Below are 21,803 nucleotides of genomic sequence, written 5' to 3'. Positions count from 1 at the left end.
GCTTATCTCGCTGGTATTACTCGGGTTTTAAGGCGCAACGTGATAGGTCACACTCAAGTGCACAACCTCTGGCGTCCAGCACGTTAATCACACCGTTTTGATCCCAATCTGCCACATCGCCTTCACTTGCGGTTGCATTGCGAAGTCGTGCTATAGCACGAATATCTAGGCTATCCACAAAATCATTGCCATCGACATCGCACATTCTTGGTTGCACCACGTTGATCACATCAATGAGTACCTCATCCTCGTCCGTTGCTTGCCCGTCACTCACCACTAGCCGCAATGTATACAACCCAGCCAAATCAGGCTCGATAAACGCCAGCACATTATTGTTATTGATAACGGTAGCTACGCTATTTTCGGGGCGAGAAGCCACCTCCCATAAATAGCTGAGCGCTTGAGGACCTGAGTCAGGGTCATAACTTAGTGAGCCATCGAGCGCTACGCGCTCGCCTGCATCAACGGTTTGGTCACTCCCGGCATCAGCAACCGGTATTTGATTTTCACTGACAGTCACCATGACGGAGTCCGAGTCGGTTAGCTCGCTATCGCTAACGGTGACCATGAGCGTATAAGTACCTGCGACGTCTGGCACAAACATCGCTAACCCCGCAGGCGTGCTTTCAATACTCGCGCTAACCAGCAAGCTACCCTGGGGCACTGACACAAACACCCATTCGAACGTCAGTGGCGCGGGGCTTTGGTCTGGGTCAAAGCTTGCTGAGGCATTAACCTCAACGCTGTCGCCAAGTTCCTGTTGCTGGTCAGCACCTGCATCGGCCACTGGCCCTTGGTTGACCACCACCTCGTTTATCACAATACTGGCCTCAACCACATCGGTTAACTCACCATCGAAAACAGCGAGTTGTACACGATAGGTACCCGCTACATCAGCTGTAAAGCTAGTGGTGGCTGTTCCTTGGCTAACAAGACTTGCCGTATTAATAGTGCTACCCGCTGGCGCACTTATCACCTGCCACTCGTATGTGAGGGCTTGAGGGCCGTTGTCATTGTCAACACTGGCGCTGCCATCTAGAGCGACTTGCGTACCGGTTAGCATGTCGCCGCTCACTTGAACATCAGCCTGGGGCGCTACATTCGCCTGGGCCACGCGCACCACAACGGAATCACCAGTGCTACTGTCTTCACCGTCATCAACCACAAGGGTAAATACATAATCCCCTGCGACGTCTGGTGTAAAGCTTGGGTTAACACTTGTGCTATTTTGCAGTGCAGTAACCGCGCTGCCTGAGGGCACAGAAACCACCGTCCAAGCGTAAGTCAGTAAATCACCGTCCGCATCGTTTGATGCACTGCCATCGAGCTGTGTAGGCACATTTAATTCGGCGTTTTGATCTGCACCGGCATGGGCGCTAGGTGCACGGTTGATAACCGTTACAGTAACAATCGCACTGTCACTGAGTAAACCATCACTGACAGTGAGTTCGAAACGGTATTCGCCATATACATCAGGTTGTACGCTGGCATTCGCGCTATTCGGCTCAGCAATATCTGCCTGTGCTACAGCGCTGCTATCTGGTGCAGATACCAATGTCCAACTATACGTGAGCGCCTCTGGTGCTTCATCGGGATCGAAGGAGCCAGAACCGTTAAGTTGAATAACTTGATCTTTAAATAGCGTTGGCGCAGAAGACGCAGACGCTATCGGTTTCTGCGGATCAGGCGCTGCCGTTGGCAGGTTATATTCAAGAACGTAGTCGCCAATCTGGTCTCTGCCTGAAGTACCATCACTGAGCACAATGGTATAGGTTCCATTCATCGGTAAGCTCAAATTATAAACCCCAGCCTCAGAGTAATGGCTCGCGTTAGTGAAATAACTCCCATCTGGATTATGCAAGGTAATAAAGGGGGATAAATTAGTGACTTCCAGCTCTCGCATAACTAATGTCACTTCGTCACCCACCACCCCATCAAAGGTGAATGTATCAATGTCACCTTGCGTGACCGTTTCAAAATAAGAACCAGCGCCGCTTAATTTTCCGTGTTCATTAGCACCGAGAGACTTAGCGAAGTGAATTTCATAATCGCTTATTTGGTCGCGTCGACTTGTGCCATCTTGCACTAGCAGTGTGTAGGTTCCGGTTTGTGTTGCAAGAATATTGCGTAAATTAGCGACAGAATAGTTGCTGGCGCTGCTGACTCGACTACCGTCCGGTGCATAAAGCGTCATTAAGGGAAAGTACACATTACGTAAGATATCAGATAGCTGAATATGCAAACGTTCCCCTGCAATGGCCTCAAACGTCCAGGTATCTAAATCGCCTAAGGTGATATCGCCACTTACTGAGCCGCCGTTAATCAGTGGGCCGTTTTCGTTAGCGCCAACGGATTTAGCAAAGTGCACTTCATAATTACCGACCTGATCACGTCGACTTGTGCCGTCTTGCACCAGCAAGGTAAACGTTCCTGTTTGTGTGGCCGAAACGTTGTATAAGTTAGCCACAGTGTAATTACTAGCAGACCCTACACGAGTTCCATCTGGTGCATAAAGCGTCATGAACGGAAAGAAGCCAGTGTTATCCACATCCGCTATTTGAATATTCAAGTTTTCGCCTGCCGTGGCCTCGAACGTCCAGGTATCTAAATCCCCTAACGTAATGTCACTGCTCACCGCACCGCCATTAATCAGTGGGCCGTTTTCGTTAGCACCAACGGATTTAGCAAAGTGCACTTCATAACTACCTACCTCATCACGTCGACTTGTGCCGTCTTGCACTAGCAAGATGTACGTTCCTGTTTGTGTGGCCGCAATATTGTATAAATTTGCCACCGTATAATTACTAGCAGACCCTACGCGGGTGCCATCAGGCGCATAAAGCGTCATGAACGGAAAGAAGCCAGCGTCATCTACATCCGCTATTTGAATGTTCAGTCTTTCACCTGTTGTAGCCTCGAACGTCCAGGTATCTAAATCCCCTAACGTGATATCACTGCTCACCGCGCCGCCATTATTTAACGTGCCGTTTTCGTTAGCGCCAATGGACTTAGCAAAGTGCACTTCATAATTACCCACCTGCTCACGTCGACTTGTACCGTCTTGCACTAGCAAGATGTACGTTCCTGTCTGTGTGGCCGCAACGTTATATAAGTTAGCCACTGTGTAATTACTAGCAGACCCTACTCGGCTGCCATCTGGTGCGTAAAGGATCATCAACGGGAAAAAACCAGCTTCATCCACGTCCACTAATTGAATATTCAGTCTTTCACCTGCCGTAGCCTCAAATGTCCAAGTGTCTAAATCACCCAACGCAATGTCACTGCTCACTACACCGCCATTATTCAGCGTGCCGTTTTCATTTGCGCCAACGGATTTAGCAAAGTGCACTTCATAACTACCTACCTGTTCACGTCGACTCGTACCGTCTTGCACTAGCAAGATGTACGTTCCTGTCTGTGTGGCCGCAACGTTATATAAGTTAGCCACCGTGTAATTACTAGCAGACCCTACTCGGCTGCCATCTGGTGCGTAAAGGATCATCAACGGGAAAAAACCAGCTTCATCCACGTCCACTAATTGAATATTCAGTCTTTCACCTTCGATGGCGTCAAACGTCCAGCTGTCTAAATCGCCTAAGGTGATATCACCGCTGACTGAGCTACCGTTAATCAACGAGCCGTTTTCATTGGCACCGATAGACTTAGCAAAATGAAGCGCATAAGCGCCTATATTATCCTGCCGTGAGGTGCCGTCTTGAACGACTAGAGAATAGGTACCTGTTTCAGGCGCTTCAGCATTATAAATACTGGCCACTGTATAATTACTCGCCGAAGTTACGCGTGTACCATCTGGCGCATAAAGCGTCATTTGAGGAAATAAATCACCAGCGGCTAAATCTACCAACTGAATATTAATACGCTCACCCGCTGTGGCGTTGAACGTCCAGGTATCCTGTTCACCCGCTGTTGATATGGTGCCAGAGACTGATCCGCCGTTAACCAAATCTGCGGCCTGAACTTGACTCGCCCCCATGCACAGCAGAAGTAAGCTGCACAGCATCAGCCAATAGTGCTGTAGAGAGCGAGGCAAAATGCTGTGCGAAGCTCTGTTAGAAAGGGAGGCTGAAGCATGTTCGATGTGAGCATCAGGTCCTCGCTGATTGTACGTAACGTTTCTAGTATCCATGATCTTTCCTTTACATGTTTGTTAGAGTGGCTCCGCTGTACAACGCGCGTGACCAAGTGTGTTCGTATACGCGATAGACGACTGCTACCCTCTGCTAGCTCCGAGCCTCTGCTAGTTACAAGAATTTACTAAACACGAATTAACACAGTGACACAGAATAAATCGCCTAAGAAACACACCTAATCCTTAAGTGAAGCAAACTGAATCATTCGTCGTTTTAAGTGAATGGAAGTGAACGCAAATGAGAAAAACTGAAAGCATCGTGCATGAGTAAAACAGTGGAAATTTTCATCCCGTATCAGCAAGCGGATTTGCCGATCGCAGCCTGTTCCACTCGTCATTCAGGACCTAGGGATTAGCCGTGCAATGAGAACTGAGTAAAACACATTGACGCTGGTTTGAGTCTAGTCCGCAGCAATAAAAACAGACATCAGAAGATTGTGACGATTGAAATCCATAACCAATCATCAGGGCGCATAATCAGCGTGAAACCAATACCTGCTCTTCCCCTAACTCAGCAGACGAAATAACGCCCTACTCGTTTATGTGAATTATCGTTTATATGAATTAGCGCTTATATGCGTTAATCAGGCTTTCATTTTGCATTTTGTGAATAGCGAGCCAGACCAAGTTAGACAGATAGCTTTGTGCCAAAAGCTGTCGTTGAGTTTAAAAAACGTCAACGACTACTCTGTACGTAAACCAGCCGGTGAACCACATTAATATCAGTATTTGTTGTTTGTCTTTTGCGGCCGCTTCAATAAGAGAGACGTTATCAGCGCAACCGCTCAACAATAACAATTCTGCAAGGAGACAAAGTACATGACGCATAGTGAAGTCCTGTTATTCAGAAAAGATGCTCAAGAGTGTCTAGGACATATCAAACCTCGCCATTTAGTCTGATTAGATTGTGCGAACGTGTTACTTGAATACGTAAAATTAGCTAATAACACTAATATCTGAGCAAACAAACTACGCTCAGAATAAGCCTAAGTTGTAATTCATTGATTTTACTTGTTTTTCATCTGTGGTACGGTGATTGCGAGATACACGCACATTGTGATCGATCTAGGGTAAAATGAAATGGAAGAGAAGCAATTCAATAAAATAAGAAATGGCCTGTTACTGGCAGTAATACTTTTCGAAGTGTGTCACTTAACATGGGAATACTTTAACGGCGGAGTAATTACCCATCACCTTTTCATGCGTGCTGATCTTCCCGGATTGTCGAATTGGTGGGGCCTACTGATTTTGCCGCTTCTGGTGTGGCTATCCGCTGCAGTAATTAAAAAAAGAATATCAACTGGGTCGGATGCAAAAACACTTCCTCCGTCGGTATTACTGGGATTCTTTAGCATGCTGCTGGTAAGCACAGTTCAATCAATTGCCTTTGTAAATGGCTTTCCAAGCGTAACAATGTATTTGGCTCTGGGCGTTTTAGTTTCAGCTTTATTTGTACCGCTATACAGAATGGAATGCATTCTTGGGCATGTTATCGGCTCAACCTTTGTGTTTGGTCCTGCTATCCCATTTGTCGGTGTATTGATGTTCGCCCCTATCTCGTTGTTGTCACACAAGTGTATTAAACCTCTATTTCTGCGCTTCAAGAACGGCAGAACGGCTGTGAGTTAAAATGTTCTGAGAGTGAATGGTGGTTTAGTGTTGATGGATAGAAACCTTCGCGTTTAGAAAATAATAAAACCTAAGCCAAATTAAGTACCTATGAACTTCCGGTATTTGACTATTAATGCCCGTCAGACCTCGCCCATAGGCTCCTCCGTACGTAAAGCGGTCGTACAGATGTGAAATACCAAACGGCAGAATGAGCGAAAAGCAGCCGTTCGAGCTTGATGATTTTAACGCTTAACATATGGGGATTTTAGGAGCGCTTTTTCAGCGAGTAAAATTCCCACCATGATGCACTTGTATGGATAATAACTCAGGTAAATCATCCTGATTTTAATCGGGGTGAGGTAAAGTGAGACCCAAGCTTTAGCAGCAACTAAAGCCTTCTTTTGTGGTAGTTCGATTGATTGATGGCTCCTCAGTTGAGAGACCGATAACAAGAAAGAACACCACAAAGGACTCCAAGCAAAACACTCGAATAGTCTACTGGGTTTTCATTGCACCGGTCACCGGACCGCATTATGCAAGCAAGAGTTAGCTTATTATGAATCTAAAAACAAATCAAAACGTTAACGTCGGTGTCGATACGGGCAAGTTTCAATTGGATATTTATATTCGCCCTCACGATATTTATTTCACTGTTTCTAACGATGAAAAGGGTATCAAAGAAGCCATTAAAAAAATCCAACAGCATTCGCCTGGGCGTATCGTCATTGAAGCAACTGGCCGATTAGAAATGCCTTTTATCATGGCATGTGCAAGCGCTAATTTACCCTTTGTTATCGCGAACCCTATCCACGTAAAACGCTTTGCCGGAGCAATAGGTCAGCGAGCTAAAATAGACAAACTAGATGCTCAATTGATTGCGCATTATGGTGAAGCTATTCAGCCTAAGTTACCTCAGTTAAAACCAGAAACGATGCAGGCTATGAGTGATTTAGTTGCAAGGCGAAATCAATTATTGGTCATGCAAACAATGGAAAAGAACCGCCTGCAAATTCTACCAAAAGAACTCGCCATGACCATCAAACCTATTCTCACTGCCTTTAAAAATCAGATAACCAAAATCGAGGATAAAATTGTCGCGCTCATTGAATCTTGTCCTGATTATCAAGCGAAGAATTGCATCTTACAGAGCATGAAAGGAATAGGAAAAATAGCCTCCGCTTCCATCATCAGTAACCTGCCAGAGTTAGGTTACATGACCAACAAACAAGCCTCTGCGTTAGTCGGTGTGGCTCCCATGAATCGAGAAAGTGGGCGCTATAAAGGGTTGCGGAAAATCCAAGGTGGCAGACATCAAGTCAGAACCGTTTTGTACATGGCGATGATGTCAGCGATACAAAGTAACCCCGTATTTAAGGAAACATATCAACGATTAGTCGCAGCAGGGAAGCCTAAGAAAGTGGCTATTATTGCGTGCATTAGAAAGATGGTTGTTATCTTAAATTCAATGCTCAGAGACGGGGTCATGTGGGAAGCGCCAAAGACTACAAATTAGCTATTGACGCCATAGTCTCTTGTTAGCAATACTTTACACCCACACGTCGTCTTCGGCAGTAAGTTCACTATCAGAATCACCTGTATTAACGACACCTTTAGGCTCAACAATCATGATTTTACATTCATTGATGGCTACAGGCTTGTGTTCCACACCTTTTGGTATTACAAACATTTCACCCGGATTTAGAGTAACAATACCATCACGAAACTCAATATTAAGGGTGCCTTCAATAACAATAAATACTTCATCTGTATCAGGATGGTCGTGCCAAACAAACTCTCCTTCAACTTTTACTAGCTTAAATTGATAATCATTCATTTCAGCGACGACACGCGGAGACCAATGCTCATTAAACTTAGTGAATTTTTCTTTAAAGTTGATCGCATCAAACTTCATTTTTGACTCCATACTTTTATGTACTGCTAACTTCCAAAATATGGGGCGCAGACACGTGTGCAATAATGGCGAAGCCGCGCACGTGTTTGCGTCCCAGTGCGCCCTGGCGCATGCCATAATTTGTTTGTTATGTTTCTTCTCTCGATTTCTCCGGCCCAAGCAAAAAAGTCCAAAACCCAGAGTATAGGCGCGTATATAGTTTAGGATGCTTCTTAACCCATGGTTTTATTGCGATCAAAATAGTATCGATAATGAGATATGTAGAGAAAAAGAAACAAGCAGCTATAACTGCTACAGGGTGACGTCGCGAGCCAAACGTTGTCTCGCCTGCCAAGAGTTCGATGTATGCCCAATAACCAAGCCCTACAAGCGCTGCTAACAAGGCTATGTTTAATAAAAGCTTCAATTACTTATTCCTTTAAGTTTAAAACGCCCAGAAACATAACACCCCACTCTAACGAATCCCCTCATAATTATGAGCAGAAACAATAATATAGACACGCATAGCGCTATTTGATGTCTTTTATCGAGAAAGAGGATTTCGCCAAAAACCAATCAAGCTGCTACCTACAAAGAATAACACCATGCGTGATATTCATATCTTACACGATTTACTTAAAAAACAATGCCCTAATCTACATGCCAAACGTCTTTCCTCTTTGATGGTTGCCACCCAATCTTTGCTAGATGGTCAGCAACTGTCGTTGACCGAATTAGGACGCAATATCTCAGGCTCCGTGGCCCCGAAACACAACATTAAACGCATCGACAGGCTGCTTGGTAATAACAACCTACATAATGAACGGCTCGACATCTACCGCTGGCACGCAAAGCTACTTTGCGGTGCTAACCCCATGCCGGTTGTTCTTGTGGATTGGTCTGATGTGCGTGAGCAGCTCAGGCATTTAACCTTACGTGCATCGGTCAGTGTTCAGGGGCGCTCTGTCACGCTTTATGAGCGCGTATTTTCATTCGGTGAATACAATTCACCTGTTAGTCATAATCCGTTTTTACGGGAGTTGGCGAGTATCCTGCCGTCGGGTTGTTGCCCGTTGATTGTGACCGATGCAGGCTATCGTAACCCTTGGTTTCGTGAAGTCGAAAAGCATGGATGGTTCTGGCTAGGCCGAGTGCGCGGTGATGTGGGATTTAAGCGTGATGGGCAAGCATCATGGCAAAGTAATAAGTCGTTTTATCCCAGTGCAAATTTTCGGGCCAAATACCTTGGGTGTGGGCAATTAGGGCGTAAAAGCCCGCTTCATGCACACCTGCATTTGTACAAAGCAAAGGCCAAACATCGAAAGGACAACCGCTCTTCAAAGGCAGGTCGAAACCACACCGCCCAGCAAAGCTATCGTGCCGGTAGCAAAGAGCCTTGGCTACTCGCCACTAACCTTCCCCAGAACGATAAACTTAACTCAAAACAACTGGTTTCTCTTTACGCAAGACGGATGCAAATAGAAGAAACCTTACGCGATATTAAAAGCCCTCAATACGGAATGGGACTGCGCCACAGCAACAGTCGCTGTACCAAACGATTCGACATATTACTGCTGATAGCGATGCTCGCAGAATGGCTATTACGGTTACTCGGTATCATTGCTCAAAAACAAAATTGGGAAAGAGCATTTCAAGCTAACACCATCCGTCATCGGCGCGTGTTATCTATCATTAGGCTAGGCAGAGAAGTCAGGAAAAGGGCAAAAGATTACAGGATGAACTCAGCCCAAATGACATGGGCTATCGCCCAATATATTACCTGGGTTCACAAAGAAGGAAGACCAATTCTATGAGGGGATCCCCCAGCACCCCACTAAGGGGCGATAATACATGGGCCAAAATTAGGAACGAAGTGACGCAGCCCATGTATTAGCGTCCCAGCGAGCAGCGCGAGCGCTTTGAGTGGATTGCTATGTACCTTGTGCATATCTGTCTATCTGTTGAAACAAATCTTCTGAATCTTCAATGTGAATTGGCACGAATATTTGGCCCTTTTTTCCAGCATCCACAACGACAACAGGCATACCATTACTATTGAAAGGAAAGGCTTTTTCAATTTCGTCCATTTTGAAACGACGCTTGAACAACCAATAATTTCTACCGCTGATTTCATTGTTTTCTATGGTTACGTATGAGCATTTGAGTAAATAACTTATTGCGACACCAAAAACTAAGCTGAATAGAAATATAGCAAGAAACATCAATGGAAGTTGCCTAAGGCTAACGTGTTTAAACGCTTCTTCAATATCAAATGATAATGAAAAGAGTCGAATACACATGATAATTGTAAAGCCAACAGAAATAATGATGAATAGTTGCTTGACCATATGCCTAGCAAGTTCTTTCCATTTTACCTTATAAACCACTGAGCTATCCTAGGTACATAACGTTTCACATAAAAGGCGCGAGCTTGCGAGCGTCCAGCGCAACGAAGTGTAGCGATTTTTGATGTGTTTGTTATGCATTTACTGTAGCAAACATAGTTTTGTGTGCTGCTTCTCGCTTTAAGCGAAGCTGGTCAATTTTTTCTTTCTCATTATGCATATATTCAACTATGTCCCAGCTAGATATGTGATTTTTAGGGATTTTGTATTTCTCTCTGAGTTTTGTAGTTAGCGAAGAAGCGATGATCCCAAGTTTTGAATATTGATATTGCCTTTCCTCAAAACCTTCACTGTAGTCCGGCGGAGAGGCAGCATGTTCAAATGTACTGTCAATATAGCTCTCGGCATCTTTTATAAGATTTGGAAAATAAAGAATTTCGTACATCAATTCGGGAGGGAAAGACTTCCAGTTCACATCTTCTAATTGAACATCAAGTTGCGGCGGAGTTACTTGAATCCTAGAGTACCCCTCAGCATCTGTTTGGCCAAGATATAAACCGTCGTCACCAACGACAGACGCACACCCCTCCATAAAAGAATCAAAGATACAGATCATGCGAATTGCCAAGTACTCCGCTTCCTTTTTCTTCGACCTACTTTCCGCATACAACTCTCTGACAACAGAAAATATTGCACTTAACAAAGAACCAAGAACAATGCCTACCAAGCCGAAAATATATTTTTCATCCATCTTAGACTCCGATGGCCTGCTTACGCATAACGCATTAAACAGCGGAAAACTTGAGCGCAGCGAGTAATTTTCCGATGATTCAACTTGTTAGCAGCGTAGTTCAATAACTCAATGGACAAAAGCATCGTTACTTTGATTCATCAATTATACGTTTCATTGCAACATCTAACTCTTGTAACATATCGTATAGTTCGCCAAACGCTCCCACCATCATTGCCGTATTCGCGGTTAACATTAATATTTCAGACAATGCAAACTCTAAACCGTCTTCTTGAACGACTCCCCCAGCAAAAGCCTGATTTCTACCATTGTGAATATTCGGTTTTGTTCTCGGTGTAACATGAGTAAAGTCCTCACAAAACCTGCTATACCAATCGCGATCTGCGTAGAAAAACTTTGAGTTAGCCCGCTTTAAAAGATTTCTAACTTTAGCCGGACTAAAATCTCTAATTCTTGTCGTTTTATCTGCGTTAATCCATTTGTGTAAAGCATCCTTGTCTTCAACAGACATTGCAATAAGATTTGATATTTCTCCCATACTACGAACTAAATTTAGAGCCTCATCATATAGGCCTCTACAAGTAAGGTAGTATGAGCTGCATGCTAAATTATAGAATCTACCTGCAAGGCTTTCTAAAATATGGGGACCACCAAAACATTTTCTATGACAAATCGAGACTTGATAAAGTATGGAAAGTGATATGCCAATTAATTCAAGTCTATCCCTATGAGCTTCGAGAAGCTTTGAAGTTTCTAGTCGGTTTATATCCCCCATTTGTCCAATGAGTTTTATGTGCTCTAAACCTGTAGGTATGTTCATAATTTCTCTAAGCAGCTAACGCCTTGTTCACGGCGAGTAAGTTGGTCCTGTTTTTGCTGCATTTGTTTTTTGCAAAAACCGCGAAAACTCTATCGAGTCCGCGTGCAGCAACTTGTTATACCTATTTATAGTTGGATGTTATTTCTTTGAATTTCAAACCTTCGAGTGTAGCAGTGCATCATTAGATCTCTATGTGTCTGATATGGCTCTTTAGCGTTAGCCCGCACTATAGCAACTTCATGAAAGGATGTTTTTTTCAAAAAGTCTTCATTTAGTCGAGAAGCAAAGTTTACAAACCGAGAGATGTAGCGATGCTCATAGATATCCTGTATTTCTGCTTTTGCAAGACACTCAAGATATAAGCCACATTCATCTAGAAATACTTCTTTTTCTTTTACTGTAAATTCGGGGAACATATCAAAATCCACTTTCCATTCACCATATAAGCGAATCTGAATCCAAGAATGATGTTCCAAACCATGAGCCATTTGAAAAAATTTAAATGGCTTAGTAAATACCGAAGCTGGTAATATAAAATAGTCTAAATCTTGATCTATCATAATATGAATAAATTCATAATATTCATTGTCGGGCACTGTCATAAACGCAACATCATTGAACTCGAACTCAACATCTTTATTGATCCGCCATTCCTTTTCCCACCGCATATCATAATTTTTACCATAAGCTTCTAAGGCAAATGGGTCATTGAAGACCAAACGACGTATGGACTCATCATCTTCTTCATTAATGTACCTTACTGGTATCATCCCCAACGACTGAAGAAAATCGTGATAAAACACGACTCCATATTCCGACTTTCTTGTTTGAAAGTGTTGAGCTACTTCTTTATGTGCGCAATGAGCAAAGCTAACCGACTTAATCTCTTCAGGAAAATCTTCTCCCGCCTTCACTTTATTTGCGTAAAATCCTTTAGGGTTAGCATTAAGTACTCGATTCTCTAATAAACTTAAAAACCTATCTTTTGCTGAGACTTCTGCAATTTCTTTTAGAATTCGAGTCGAACCTACACCTTTTTCATAACGACAAGATGGGTCACTGACCACATGAATAAATAATTCAACTTGATAATCTTTGTAACGTTCAATTATCCCATCAAATTTTTCTATTGCAGCGTCAAAAAGGTGTGCCTCAATATATGAGATTTTACCGCCTTCAACTTTAATCATATGTCCCTCTTGCTGCTATAGGCATAACGCTTAACATATGGGGATTTTAGGAGCGCTTTATCAGCGAATAAAATTCCCACCATGATGTTTTTGTTATACGAACGTTTACTCATTAGGAAAGCTCTTTTTCCATTCTTTTGCAGCACCTAAGGAAGCACCTAAAGGGAATACCGAAGCTACTATGAAGAAAAAGGTAGAATTTTCAAATTCGCTTGATTCAAAAATTCCAAACGTTAAAAAGTTAATGAACCCAAAGATACCAAAACCCCAAAAGAATATAATGGCATATTGGATGAATTTTGAATTGGCAGAATTAAACGGATTTACTCGTTGAAAGCCAATTATAGCCATAAGCACTGCCATACCAGCAAAATACATAAGAATTGTCATCAAAGGAGCGGCAATAACTAAAGCTAAATCATTTACCGTGCTCAAGCCAATTATCAATGAAGCTGAACACCACACCAATACAATTTGGGTAAGCCATTTTTCCGAAAGGTTGATGTACTTATTTAATCGGGATTTGATATACACAGCTTATTCCGAGTTCGTATAACGTCATGTTAACAGGCAAAAAATAGTTGGTTAAAATTAGCGACGAAGGAGCAAAACCAACTGTTTTTTGTCCTTGTTTAACAGCTTGTTATGCCAATTTTACGCTAACCGCCAAACTTGTTCGTAGGCAAATAAGCTTCACCTGTTTGGGAGGCATGGCGCCTAATTCTAGTGATTATATCTTTAAAACTCATTACACCAGTTAAAAATAAATACAAATGACTTCCATCTAGAATGATTAACGTGCTTTTGCTTCCGGACGCATCATTAATTGCTACGCTACTATAGCCCGACATAGACACCATAATACCCATCGTATTATCAGCCATCTTATCTACTTTCGCCTTTAACGAATCGATATCAGTTGCACCAGATTGATCTTTTGTAAACTTTAATTCAACTAAATAGGTTGTGCCTTCAATTGTAACCGAGCCATCTATTTGCCTTCCGTTGGTTTTGTATGGCCTTTTATTTTGTATTTCACAGAAGTCCAACAATTCATAAAACCAGCTTTCAAATTCGTAGCCACCTTTTTGAGTTCCTATTTTAGTGTGCATAGACTCAAGGTTTGTTTGGAGCTTAGTCTTATCAGTTTTAAAGCGCCTTATTTCTTCTTTTTCTTTTCTTGCTCTTTCTTTAAAATCCCGTCTTTCTCTTTCCGTTTTTATTTCGTCATCTTGGTTTTTTAAGTATCGTTTTAATTCGGTAACTGCTTTATGGGCTTCTTGTATTTTAATATCTGAATCTTCCCAATTCCGTAAATCGGGGAATGTGGTTTGTTCAGATAAATTCCTAGCCATTTGAAAAATCAGAGCCTTTCCTTTGTCGCTAGTTTGTAATTTAGGAAATAACCGATCCAACAACTCCCTTTTAGATTCGTCACTAGCCCAAGATGAAACAAATGATTCACTTACATGAGATGCTCTTAAAAATGAACGAAGTGCATTTTTACGCCAATATGACTTTAGAACGGCTTCATAAGTCAATTGAATTAGTCTAGGTGATATTCTTGCAGCCAAACTCCAATTTCTCCTTATTGGCATAACAATTTAATAAGGCGCAACTTGCGCGTTTTTCTACCGAGCTACCGCTCGTTTTTATCCATACTGCCATGATTATCAAGTTTATAAAAGTCACCGCAGGCGGTTGCTGCAAGTTAATAAAGCTATTTAATTTTAGGACGTAAACGCGCGATTGGGTCGTTTGCTTGAATATGGGGGAAAGGCTGCTATAACTGTATATTTATACATGCCGAGTAAAGGTCATGAAGACAAAGTCCCCTCTATTAAATCACATCACTGAGTACATGTTGCTAAGACAGTATTCTCCAAGGACTGTCTCTACTTATTTGAAGTGGATCTCTACATTTATTCACTTTCATGGGAAACGTCACCCTTCATCAATGGGAGATAATGAAGTGGAACAATACCTTGAACATTTGGCACTGAATGCCAATGTGTCACCGCGCACGCAAGCCACTGCATTAAACTCTATATCGTTTCTTTATAAGCACATTATCAAGAGTGAGTTGTCTCTTAATTTGAATTTTGCTAGAAGCAAGCGTCAACCCAAACTGCCTATTGTTATGACGCAGGATGAGGTGAAGCTGCTTATGTCAAGATTGAACAAACGTTACTATCTTATTGCTGGCTTGATGTATGGCAGTGGCCTAAGAAGCATGGAAGCGGTGCAACTTCGCGTGCAAGATATCGACTTCGATTATAAGTGTTTAAGGGTCTACAATGGTAAAGGCAAAAAACACCGAATCGTTACTTTGGCAACGGAGCTAGTGCCATTACTTAGAAATCAAATAGCGCAGGTTGATGAATACTTGAGACTTGATATTCAGAATGAGTAATACGCCGGTGTTTGGATGCCTCATGCGCTAGCTAAAAAATACCCTTCAGCGAATAAGTCGCTCCCGTGGCAGTTCTTGTTTCCCTCTCATAAACTCAGCGCAGATCCAGAAACTGGTGAGATAAGAAGACATCATTTTCATCCTACTTGCGTTCGCAAAGCAGTCAAGCAAGCTGTATTGGTGTCGGGTTTGACGAAGCCAATCACGCCTCATACTTTAAGGCACTCATTTGCCACCCATTTACTACAATCTGGCGCAGATATCCGAACAGTTCAGGCCCAACTGGGGCATTCTGATGCAAAAACGACTCAAATATATACTCATGTTCTTCAGCAAGGCGCTAATGGCGTAGTAAGTCCTTTGAGTCGTTTATATTGATGGGGTATTAACACTATGACCGCTTTGGCACCGAAAGCGCCTACTCAATATATAGCGAACGTACTTCCGATTTATGGTTATAAAAAGCTGTCTTGGCTGTTCAATCTATCGAGCTGGAAAATCTGATACTGTGTGAGTACTGCAGTTTACCTACACACGCTATTCTCCTAATTCGGTCTGGTTAGCGTTATACCCTTCGCCATATATATATCATCGTACTTAAGGCCGCCGTTTCCATAAGGTTTATCGATTGGGCCGGTATTACAATTCATCAAAAAATACGTGAGCGGCCATTCGCGCTGCATGCGAAAGGTTGCACCTTGATAAACCAACGTCTGCTCCGGGAACTCACTGCCACCTTGTAAGTACACGTCATAAGTTTGCCCGCCATCAACCACTCGAGCGTTATTAACCACATACCAAATTTGATACCAAACGCCGGGCGCTAAAGGCTCGGCTTCGCCGTCACTGTCGCTTTCGACGTCAATCTCGGTGTTGGAGTTAGTGTTGGTATTGGTATTGGTATTGGAGTTGGAGTTGGAGTTGGTAAAAGCACCATGCCATTTATGCTTCACATTGGCGTAGCCACTAGGCACTTTAACCATGAGTGCGCCGGTGTTCTTAAGGCCGCTAGACTCGCTTTTATCCGTTACACGTAGTGTGGCTTCAAAGGCATTGTAATCATGCTTTTTTATATCATCAGGGCCCATGTTACTTAGGCCAAAGGCATGGTTATTGGGGAATGCCTCAACATTGATGCGAGTATAAAAAGTGTAAGTGTCACCCACTTTGACTGTCTGGGGCAGAGCTTTGTATGTCAATGCTTTTCGATTACCTACTACCCCCTCTGGCGCAGGCTTTTTAAGCAAATAAGCATTAGTCCCATTAGACGCCGTTTCGACTTGTCTGAGTGTCACCTGAGGAGAAGCAACTAAGGGCTTGGTTTCGTTTTTGGTATCTGCTTTTGTCCAATTATCAACACTATTACCGTGCTCAAAATCGTCTATCAGTAACCAAGCGCCGGGCTCATTCGCAGCGCTCACTGCGCATATCGCTTGACTCAGTAAACAGATACAAATCATTCTGATCAGTTGCACTTACGACTCCTTGTATTGGCCGTCACGTTAATACGTTAATTTTCGCCATCGATAATTTTCCAATGGCGCTGCATTTCAAAATACAAAAACGATGCTGTCCACGTTATCAGCACCAAACCAGTTAGGGATTCTATACCGGTTAAGTAGCGCAAGGCACCTAGGGGCTCAATGTCGCCGAAACCGACTGTGGTATAGACGGTAAAGGAGAAATACGCGCAATCCATTAGCGAGCCTTCGAAATTACCAATGAGTGTGCCCCACCCGTCAATCCTATGCATGAAATAATAAGCGATAGCGAATATCCAAATTTCACAGATATGTGCGAGAAGTGCGCCGAACACACCGAAGACAATACGGTAACTGTGTTTCACTCGCATATTAGGCAAAAAACGCATAGTACGATGCAAAAACTCGTAGTGCAGCATAACGGCACCCGCCACCAGCAAGGTATTAATTATAAATACGTAGATCATTTACCACTTCCGTTGAATCGGTCTTAACCTGATGATAGATAGGCCATTTGATATTATCATCAGCCAGTCTCATTCGCTTATACAGATCTGAGTTTAACACCAAGTCCTCCCTCTATTTTCATATAAAAAACAACAAACTTGCAAAATACCCGCTAACGGTTTTAATTAAGTGGCACATAAAAAAGACGTTAGCCAACAAAGAATGCAGGGAACACATATTCAGCGCTAACGTGCATATTAAAAAGGACGCTTATGAAAACGAATCCACTGTATACGCTGACCCTCACCGCCTTGCTATTAACATTAAGTGGTTGTGCAAGCCAGAAAAGCCCAGCGACAAAGAAAATCGAGCCCTCGTTAGAAATCCCCTCGGTTACACAACATAAAAGCGAAACCAATCAAGCCTGCATCGATATTATTAAAGATTCCGAAGGTGTAAGACTTAACGCTTATAAAGGCCCGGGTGGACATTGGTTAATAGGTTACGGTCACAAAGCGGGTGTAAAGCAAGGCATGACAATAAATGCCCCGCAAGCCGAGGTATTACTTAAAGCAGACCTGCTCAAAATAGAAGACCAAATGCACAAGTTAGTTAAAGTACCGGTAAACAATAATCAATTTAGTGCATTGGTTTGCTTGGGGTACAACATCGGCATGGGCAACCTATACAAATCAACTTTATTGCGCTTACTGAATAAAGCGGATTACACAGGGGCAAGCGAGCAATTTAGCGTATGGCGCAAAGCAGCCGGTAAAGTCAACGCGCATCTGGTGCAACGCCGTGCAAAAGAGAAAAGTTTGTTTGATAGGTAACATGAAGTATCGACAAGCGCTCAATTAGAAATCAGTGGCAGCGCCAGTTCCAACTGATACCTTTCAGCTCACATCGTGAAAATGGCGCCCATTTGTCGTTAAATAGACGTGGTGCGCCATTTTTCTTTCATGAGTGACTGGCGATTAATTGGCCACAGCTAACGTTAAGTCTGCTCTTGCTGCATGTGTCGCTGCCACTAACTGCTCCCGCACCGCTTGCGCGCTAGTGCATGGTTTATCAAATTCCAAGAACAGTACTTTCCCGTCAGCTTCGATGTGACAGCCTTCATAAAATGCCGATAGCATTGTCACCTGTTTTGCTCGCAGTGCGAATTGATGTTCAACAATGAGGGTCATGGCGTCGTGGTGATCTTCATTCATGTGTTCAATAATCCCTTTACTCACTCGCGGCCAATCCTCAGGCTTTTCGCTTGATTGCCAATCTTCTTTGTTTATCCAAAAGATTTTGCCGAAACCGCCTATGTAACGAATGCGCTCAGGTTTAATTTGATAAAACGAAAAGTCGTGGGTCTGCTTATAGCCCTTAGCGCGAGGGAACAACGCCAGATACTGCTCAGTTAAATAGGCGTCTTCCACCAATTCTGCATCGCCTAGAATAGTCACTCGGCCATTGGCTTGAGAATCATCTTGCAAGGTGTCAAATATAGTCACCGACACTTTAGGGTTACCTTTGATATTGCGCGTGTGCTGGGCAATTTGGCTAATATAAGTGACTAAGTTACCTTCATTAGTCATAAAATACGGCACCACAGAGCCAAAGGGATACCCCTGCACTGATTGTGAGTGTGTGCTAAGTACCCCGCTGTGCTGCTGACGAACGAGGATTTTGGCGTCGAAGATGTATTTGTCTAATTTCATTTTTGCTCCTTATGGCTAATCGGGTAAACACCATCAGTGGGTGATATACGGCACACCATCTGGTTGTGGGATAAGTTTGGGCATTACGCCAAAACACTGTTGTAAGTTTGTTGCGGTGATCACGTCAGCCACTCGCCCCTGCGCTAAGCAGCGCCCATTTGCTAACAAAATCACCTCACTGGCGTAAGGTAAAACCAAGTTAATATCATGGCTGACACACATGACGCTTAAACCTTGTTGGCAGAGTGTTTTAATCACATCCATCATGGCTTTTTGAAAACGAAAATCCAGCGCGGAGGTGGGCTCATCGAGCAACAGCAACTTGCCGTCTAACAGTTTTGCCGCGCTGTCCCCATGTCTGTTTTTGTGCACGTCCATTGAAGCCCCTTCAGTTGTTTCAATGAAGGTTGTGGGTAACAATTGCACCAAAGCTTTGGCAATAAATACGCGCTGGCGTTCCCCGCCCGACAACGTTCTAACATCACGGCCGAATAAGTGCGCAATGCTGAGCTGTTCAGCCACTTGGCAAATGAGCGCGGTACTCTGAGCTAGGGTTTCGGTTTGATTTATGCGTCCTAGCTGCAAAATTTCTTCCGTTAAAAAGGCAAACTGCACTTGGTTATGTTGATTGACAAACGCACGCACTTTGGCGAGCGATTTAATTTGCCAGTCGCCTAACGTGCGTTCATTCAACGTTATTGCACCAGTCAAAGGTGCATGAAGCCCAGCAATGCAGCGCAGTAAAGTCGATTTACCGCAGCCGTTTTCGCCTATTACCGTGCAAAAGCTGCCAGCATCCAAACGGATGTTCACTCCCTCAAGTAAGGTGTTCTCGCCGTGATTTAAGGCGATATTGTGTAAATTAAGCATGGCGTTTAAGCAATTGCCCCTCCCCTTTTTTGTTTAGCTAAAAGGTATAAAAAGAACGGCGCCCCCACAGCTGAGGTCACTATCCCGATAGGAATTTCAAGAGGGGGAAATAACGCCCGAGAAGCGGTATCAGCGCCCAACATTAATATGGCGCCAAGCGCACCGCAGGCAGGCATCAAATACTTGTGATCTGCGCTGAAAATCGTGCGAGCAATATGGGGCACCACCAAACCAACAAAGCCGATAATGCCGCACAGTGCGGTAGCCAGAGCGACCGAAAATGCCACTAGCCAGAGTATCAAACGTTTGTATTTGTTGACTTCAAGGCCCATGCACTGGGCTTCGTTTTCGCCAAGAGCAAACAAGTTCAGTGGTTGGCGCAAATGCATATAAAGCGCGATAATCGGAATACTCAATATTCCGACAAACAGCACTTTAGACCACGTCACCCCGCCTAAGCTGCCCATCGTCCAGTAAGTGATTTGCCGCAACGCGTCATCATTGGCCATATAACTAATTGCACCAATATGTGTACCCGACAATGCATTAACCGCAACACCTGCTAAAATCAGCGACGAAATCGCCATACCTGCTGGCGTACGCGCAACTATCAAAACAATCCAGACGGCTATTAGTGCACCAATAAATGCACTTAAGGCGATTAAATACTGCCCACCTATTTCAAGTTGTGGGTAATGGTTAATCAGCGCGAGTGCTGTGGCGGCGGCTGCAGCCGCTCCCCCTGAAATGCCTATTAAGCCGGGATCCGCCAACGGGTTTCGCACCAAGCCTTGCATCGCACAACCTGACATCGCCAATAATGCCCCAACAAACATGGCCATAAACATGCGTGGTACACGCAGCTCAGAAAAGACATACCACTGTAAGTACTGCTCTTGAGACAAGGCTTGATGGTTAAACTTGTTGACTAGTACATCAAATAAAACGTGGCTAGATTGCTCAAAACTACCTGATTGTAACCCCACTAGCAGCAACACCGTTGCGAGGGCGAGCACAAACGTAAAGCCACGCATATGCTTTTTTCGCCTTGCATGTAGGGCAAATTGAAGGGTGATGGGCGAGGCTTTTAGATTGCTAGACATATTAGAGGTCATATTGGCATTCATCGGCTCTGGTCAGCGTAAAAGCCAGCAGTGCGCGCAATCACCGTTTGCAAGGCCTGTGGATAGCGAGGAGACAACCCTAATGCACTGCTACTTTCCATTACACTGATGGCACAATTTCGCCCTGCATTTGTCGCTTTTAGTGCTGGATGTTGGCATAAACGCTGTAATGCATTCGCCTCTCGTGCACGGTGACTTGCGACAAAAATGATGTCTGGGTTGGCCGCTAAAATCGATTCGTTATCCATCACTTTATAATCTATCAAAGCGTGTGCTGCGTTTCTCACACCCGCATCATCAAACAAGGCTTGAGGCACAGTATTCCCCCCTGCGACGGTTAGCCCACGATCGCTGTCAGACATCACAAACAGCGCCGTGACCTTGTCATGCCCGCCTGCAAGGGCACTTGAATCATTCGCCAAACGGCGTTGACTTGCTTTGGCTTTTAGCTGTGCTACTTGTTGGGTAATCTGTTGATTCAATGCTAACGCTTTTTCTGAAGCGTTTAATAACTGGCCTATCTCACTGATAAGCTGATGCAAACCCGCTACGTCTCGTTGCTCATCAAATATTTGAACCTGAATACCCGCAGCTGTTAACTGCTCAGCTAAACTTTCAGGCCCAGTAGCCTGGGCACCCAATAAATGGGTGGGCTGAAACCCTAAAATGCCCTCTGTACTGAGCTGACGAAAATACCCCAGTTTAGGCAGTGAAGCAGCGGCAGCAGGAAATAAACTGGTGCTGTCGGTAGCAACAATAAGCTGCTCTTTACCTAGGGCATAAATTACTTCTGTTATGCTGCCGCCCGAGGCGATAATGCGCATTTTTTTGGGACTTTGCTGGGCATCCGATTCAAGCGAGGTGCCTGCGTATGCTGATGGCTGTAAACTGATTAACGCAAGAAAAAAAACTAAACTAACGAACTTGTACATGGTGCATCCAATTAACGTTTAAACGGTTTGCCGAATTTGTGTGCGGCTGAAGTGCGGTTTACGCCA

20 protein-coding genes and 1 pseudogene are annotated in these 21,803 nt (G+C 43.8%); 5 read left to right on the top strand and 16 right to left on the bottom strand.

All coding sequences use genetic code 11. From position 1 onward, the window contains the following. Positions 1 to 16 precede the first annotated feature (16 nt). Complete coding sequence (locus AC0L6N_RS05470; RefSeq protein WP_473479628.1) at positions 17 to 4,147, bottom strand: PKD domain-containing protein; 4,131 nt, start codon at positions 4,145 to 4,147, stop codon at positions 17 to 19. A gap of 669 nt (positions 4,148 to 4,816) precedes the next feature. Next, a complete protein-coding gene (locus AC0L6N_RS05465) occupies positions 4,817 to 4,978 on the bottom strand; it encodes a hypothetical protein (protein ID WP_473479626.1) in 162 nt (53 codons plus the stop codon). A 252-nt stretch (positions 4,979 to 5,230) separates the two neighbouring features. On the opposite strand from AC0L6N_RS05465, the gene AC0L6N_RS05460 reads away from it, so the two are divergent. Together AC0L6N_RS05460 and AC0L6N_RS05455 are read left to right on the top strand one after the other, a co-directional pair. Continuing rightward, a complete protein-coding gene (locus AC0L6N_RS05460; RefSeq protein WP_011574338.1) occupies positions 5,231 to 5,779 on the top strand; it encodes a hypothetical protein in 549 nt (182 codons plus the stop codon). A gap of 538 nt (positions 5,780 to 6,317) precedes the next feature. Further along, complete coding sequence (locus AC0L6N_RS05455; RefSeq protein ID WP_473479623.1) at positions 6,318 to 7,274, top strand: IS110 family RNA-guided transposase; 957 nt, start codon at positions 6,318 to 6,320, stop codon at positions 7,272 to 7,274. A 33-nt stretch (positions 7,275 to 7,307) separates the two neighbouring features. Here AC0L6N_RS05455 and AC0L6N_RS05450 read toward each other — a convergent pair whose 3' ends face one another. Together AC0L6N_RS05450 and AC0L6N_RS05445 are read right to left on the bottom strand one after the other, a co-directional pair. Further along, positions 7,308 to 7,673: a cupin domain-containing protein gene (locus AC0L6N_RS05450; RefSeq protein WP_473479620.1), complete on the bottom strand. Its 366-nt coding sequence runs from the start codon at positions 7,671 to 7,673 to the stop codon at positions 7,308 to 7,310. Between the two features lie 127 nt (positions 7,674 to 7,800). Beyond that, positions 7,801 to 8,079, bottom strand: a complete 279-nt coding sequence (locus tag AC0L6N_RS05445; RefSeq protein WP_473479618.1) for a hypothetical protein — start codon at positions 8,077 to 8,079, stop codon at positions 7,801 to 7,803. 178 nt (positions 8,080 to 8,257) lie between these two features. Between AC0L6N_RS05445 and AC0L6N_RS05440 the strand changes: the two genes are divergently transcribed. Beyond that, the gene (locus AC0L6N_RS05440; RefSeq protein WP_473479616.1) at positions 8,258 to 9,466 is read left to right on the top strand and encodes an IS4-like element ISPat1 family transposase; all 1,209 of its coding nucleotides are present in this window, start codon (positions 8,258 to 8,260) and stop codon (positions 9,464 to 9,466) included. Between the two features lie 117 nt (positions 9,467 to 9,583). On the opposite strand, the gene AC0L6N_RS05435 is transcribed toward AC0L6N_RS05440, so the two are convergent. The 6 genes from AC0L6N_RS05435 to AC0L6N_RS05410 all read right to left on the bottom strand — a co-directional run bounded on the left by AC0L6N_RS05435 (position 9,584) and on the right by AC0L6N_RS05410 (position 14,332). After that, positions 9,584 to 10,039 carry a hypothetical protein gene (locus AC0L6N_RS05435; RefSeq protein WP_473479613.1) on the bottom strand — a complete coding sequence of 152 codons (456 nt, stop codon included), beginning with the start codon at positions 10,037 to 10,039 and terminating at the stop codon, positions 9,584 to 9,586. 91 nt (positions 10,040 to 10,130) lie between these two features. Further along, positions 10,131 to 10,748, bottom strand: a complete 618-nt coding sequence (locus AC0L6N_RS05430; RefSeq protein WP_473479611.1) for a hypothetical protein — start codon at positions 10,746 to 10,748, stop codon at positions 10,131 to 10,133. 127 nt (positions 10,749 to 10,875) lie between these two features. After that, positions 10,876 to 11,568: a hypothetical protein gene (locus AC0L6N_RS05425; protein WP_473479609.1), complete on the bottom strand. Its 693-nt coding sequence runs from the start codon at positions 11,566 to 11,568 to the stop codon at positions 10,876 to 10,878. Between the two features lie 125 nt (positions 11,569 to 11,693). Further along, positions 11,694 to 12,758 (bottom strand): hypothetical protein, encoded by a 1,065-nt coding sequence (locus tag AC0L6N_RS05420; protein WP_473479606.1) that lies wholly within the window; start codon positions 12,756 to 12,758, stop codon positions 11,694 to 11,696. A 105-nt stretch (positions 12,759 to 12,863) separates the two neighbouring features. Then, a complete protein-coding gene (locus AC0L6N_RS05415) occupies positions 12,864 to 13,292 on the bottom strand; it encodes a hypothetical protein (protein WP_473479603.1) in 429 nt (142 codons plus the stop codon). Between the two features lie 125 nt (positions 13,293 to 13,417). Next, positions 13,418 to 14,332 (bottom strand): hypothetical protein, encoded by a 915-nt coding sequence (locus AC0L6N_RS05410; protein ID WP_473479600.1) that lies wholly within the window; start codon positions 14,330 to 14,332, stop codon positions 13,418 to 13,420. Positions 14,333 to 14,577: 245 nt separating this feature from the next. Here AC0L6N_RS05410 and AC0L6N_RS05405 point away from each other — a divergent pair. After that, a pseudogene (locus AC0L6N_RS05405) lies at positions 14,578 to 15,549 on the top strand (integron integrase). A 167-nt stretch (positions 15,550 to 15,716) separates the two neighbouring features. Here AC0L6N_RS05405 and AC0L6N_RS05400 read toward each other — a convergent pair. Further along, positions 15,717 to 16,646, bottom strand: coding sequence for a hypothetical protein (locus tag AC0L6N_RS05400; protein WP_473479598.1), 930 nt, complete (start codon positions 16,644 to 16,646; stop codon positions 15,717 to 15,719). 35 nt (positions 16,647 to 16,681) lie between these two features. Further along, positions 16,682 to 17,119 (bottom strand): potassium channel family protein, encoded by a 438-nt coding sequence (locus tag AC0L6N_RS05395; protein ID WP_473479595.1) that lies wholly within the window; start codon positions 17,117 to 17,119, stop codon positions 16,682 to 16,684. A 252-nt stretch (positions 17,120 to 17,371) separates the two neighbouring features. On the opposite strand from AC0L6N_RS05395, the gene AC0L6N_RS05390 reads away from it, so the two are divergent. After that, positions 17,372 to 17,932, top strand: coding sequence for a lysozyme (locus AC0L6N_RS05390; RefSeq protein ID WP_473479592.1), 561 nt, complete (start codon positions 17,372 to 17,374; stop codon positions 17,930 to 17,932). Positions 17,933 to 18,076: 144 nt separating this feature from the next. Here the strand turns inward: AC0L6N_RS05390 and AC0L6N_RS05385 are convergent, their stop codons facing one another. The 4 genes from AC0L6N_RS05385 to AC0L6N_RS05370 form a co-directional block, all read right to left on the bottom strand. Further along, entirely contained in the window at positions 18,077 to 18,811 is a 735-nt protein-coding gene (locus tag AC0L6N_RS05385; RefSeq protein WP_473479589.1) for a HugZ family pyridoxamine 5'-phosphate oxidase, read from the bottom strand. Positions 18,812 to 18,844: 33 nt separating this feature from the next. Beyond that, a complete protein-coding gene (locus AC0L6N_RS05380; RefSeq protein ID WP_473479586.1) occupies positions 18,845 to 19,681 on the bottom strand; it encodes an ABC transporter ATP-binding protein in 837 nt (278 codons plus the stop codon). Positions 19,682 to 19,686: 5 nt separating this feature from the next. Continuing rightward, positions 19,687 to 20,715 carry a FecCD family ABC transporter permease gene (locus AC0L6N_RS05375; protein WP_081429969.1) on the bottom strand — a complete coding sequence of 343 codons (1,029 nt, stop codon included), beginning with the start codon at positions 20,713 to 20,715 and terminating at the stop codon, positions 19,687 to 19,689. An 89-nt stretch (positions 20,716 to 20,804) separates the two neighbouring features. After that, the gene (locus tag AC0L6N_RS05370; protein WP_473479583.1) at positions 20,805 to 21,737 is read right to left on the bottom strand and encodes a heme/hemin ABC transporter substrate-binding protein; all 933 of its coding nucleotides are present in this window, start codon (positions 21,735 to 21,737) and stop codon (positions 20,805 to 20,807) included. Positions 21,738 to 21,803: the final 66 nt, after the last annotated feature.

Source organism: Paraglaciecola sp. G1-13, assembly GCF_055809255.1.
Note: the sequence above shows the minus strand (reverse complement) of the source record. Positions and strands in the feature narration are given on the sequence as shown.

Excerpts from the sequence above, each read along its gene's own strand:
- AC0L6N_RS05470 (WP_473479628.1), bottom strand. The coding sequence starts at position 4,147 with ATGGATACTAGAAACGTTACGTACAATCAGCGAGGACCTGATGCTCAC.
- AC0L6N_RS05465 (WP_473479626.1), bottom strand. The coding sequence starts at position 4,978 with ATGCGTCATGTACTTTGTCTCCTTGCAGAATTGTTATTGTTGAGCGGT.
- AC0L6N_RS05460 (WP_011574338.1), top strand. The coding sequence starts at position 5,231 with ATGGAAGAGAAGCAATTCAATAAAATAAGAAATGGCCTGTTACTGGCA.
- AC0L6N_RS05455 (WP_473479623.1), top strand. The coding sequence starts at position 6,318 with ATGAATCTAAAAACAAATCAAAACGTTAACGTCGGTGTCGATACGGGC.
- AC0L6N_RS05450 (WP_473479620.1), bottom strand. The coding sequence starts at position 7,673 with ATGAAGTTTGATGCGATCAACTTTAAAGAAAAATTCACTAAGTTTAAT.
- AC0L6N_RS05440 (WP_473479616.1), top strand. The coding sequence starts at position 8,258 with ATGCGTGATATTCATATCTTACACGATTTACTTAAAAAACAATGCCCT.
- AC0L6N_RS05430 (WP_473479611.1), bottom strand. The coding sequence starts at position 10,748 with ATGGATGAAAAATATATTTTCGGCTTGGTAGGCATTGTTCTTGGTTCT.
- AC0L6N_RS05425 (WP_473479609.1), bottom strand. The coding sequence starts at position 11,568 with ATGAACATACCTACAGGTTTAGAGCACATAAAACTCATTGGACAAATG.
- AC0L6N_RS05420 (WP_473479606.1), bottom strand. The coding sequence starts at position 12,758 with ATGATTAAAGTTGAAGGCGGTAAAATCTCATATATTGAGGCACACCTT.
- AC0L6N_RS05395 (WP_473479595.1), bottom strand. The coding sequence starts at position 17,119 with ATGATCTACGTATTTATAATTAATACCTTGCTGGTGGCGGGTGCCGTT.
- AC0L6N_RS05390 (WP_473479592.1), top strand. The coding sequence starts at position 17,372 with ATGAAAACGAATCCACTGTATACGCTGACCCTCACCGCCTTGCTATTA.
- AC0L6N_RS05385 (WP_473479589.1), bottom strand. The coding sequence starts at position 18,811 with ATGAAATTAGACAAATACATCTTCGACGCCAAAATCCTCGTTCGTCAG.
- AC0L6N_RS05380 (WP_473479586.1), bottom strand. The coding sequence starts at position 19,681 with ATGCTTAATTTACACAATATCGCCTTAAATCACGGCGAGAACACCTTA.
- AC0L6N_RS05375 (WP_081429969.1), bottom strand. The coding sequence starts at position 20,715 with ATGCGTGGCTTTACGTTTGTGCTCGCCCTCGCAACGGTGTTGCTGCTA.
- AC0L6N_RS05370 (WP_473479583.1), bottom strand. The coding sequence starts at position 21,737 with ATGTACAAGTTCGTTAGTTTAGTTTTTTTTCTTGCGTTAATCAGTTTA.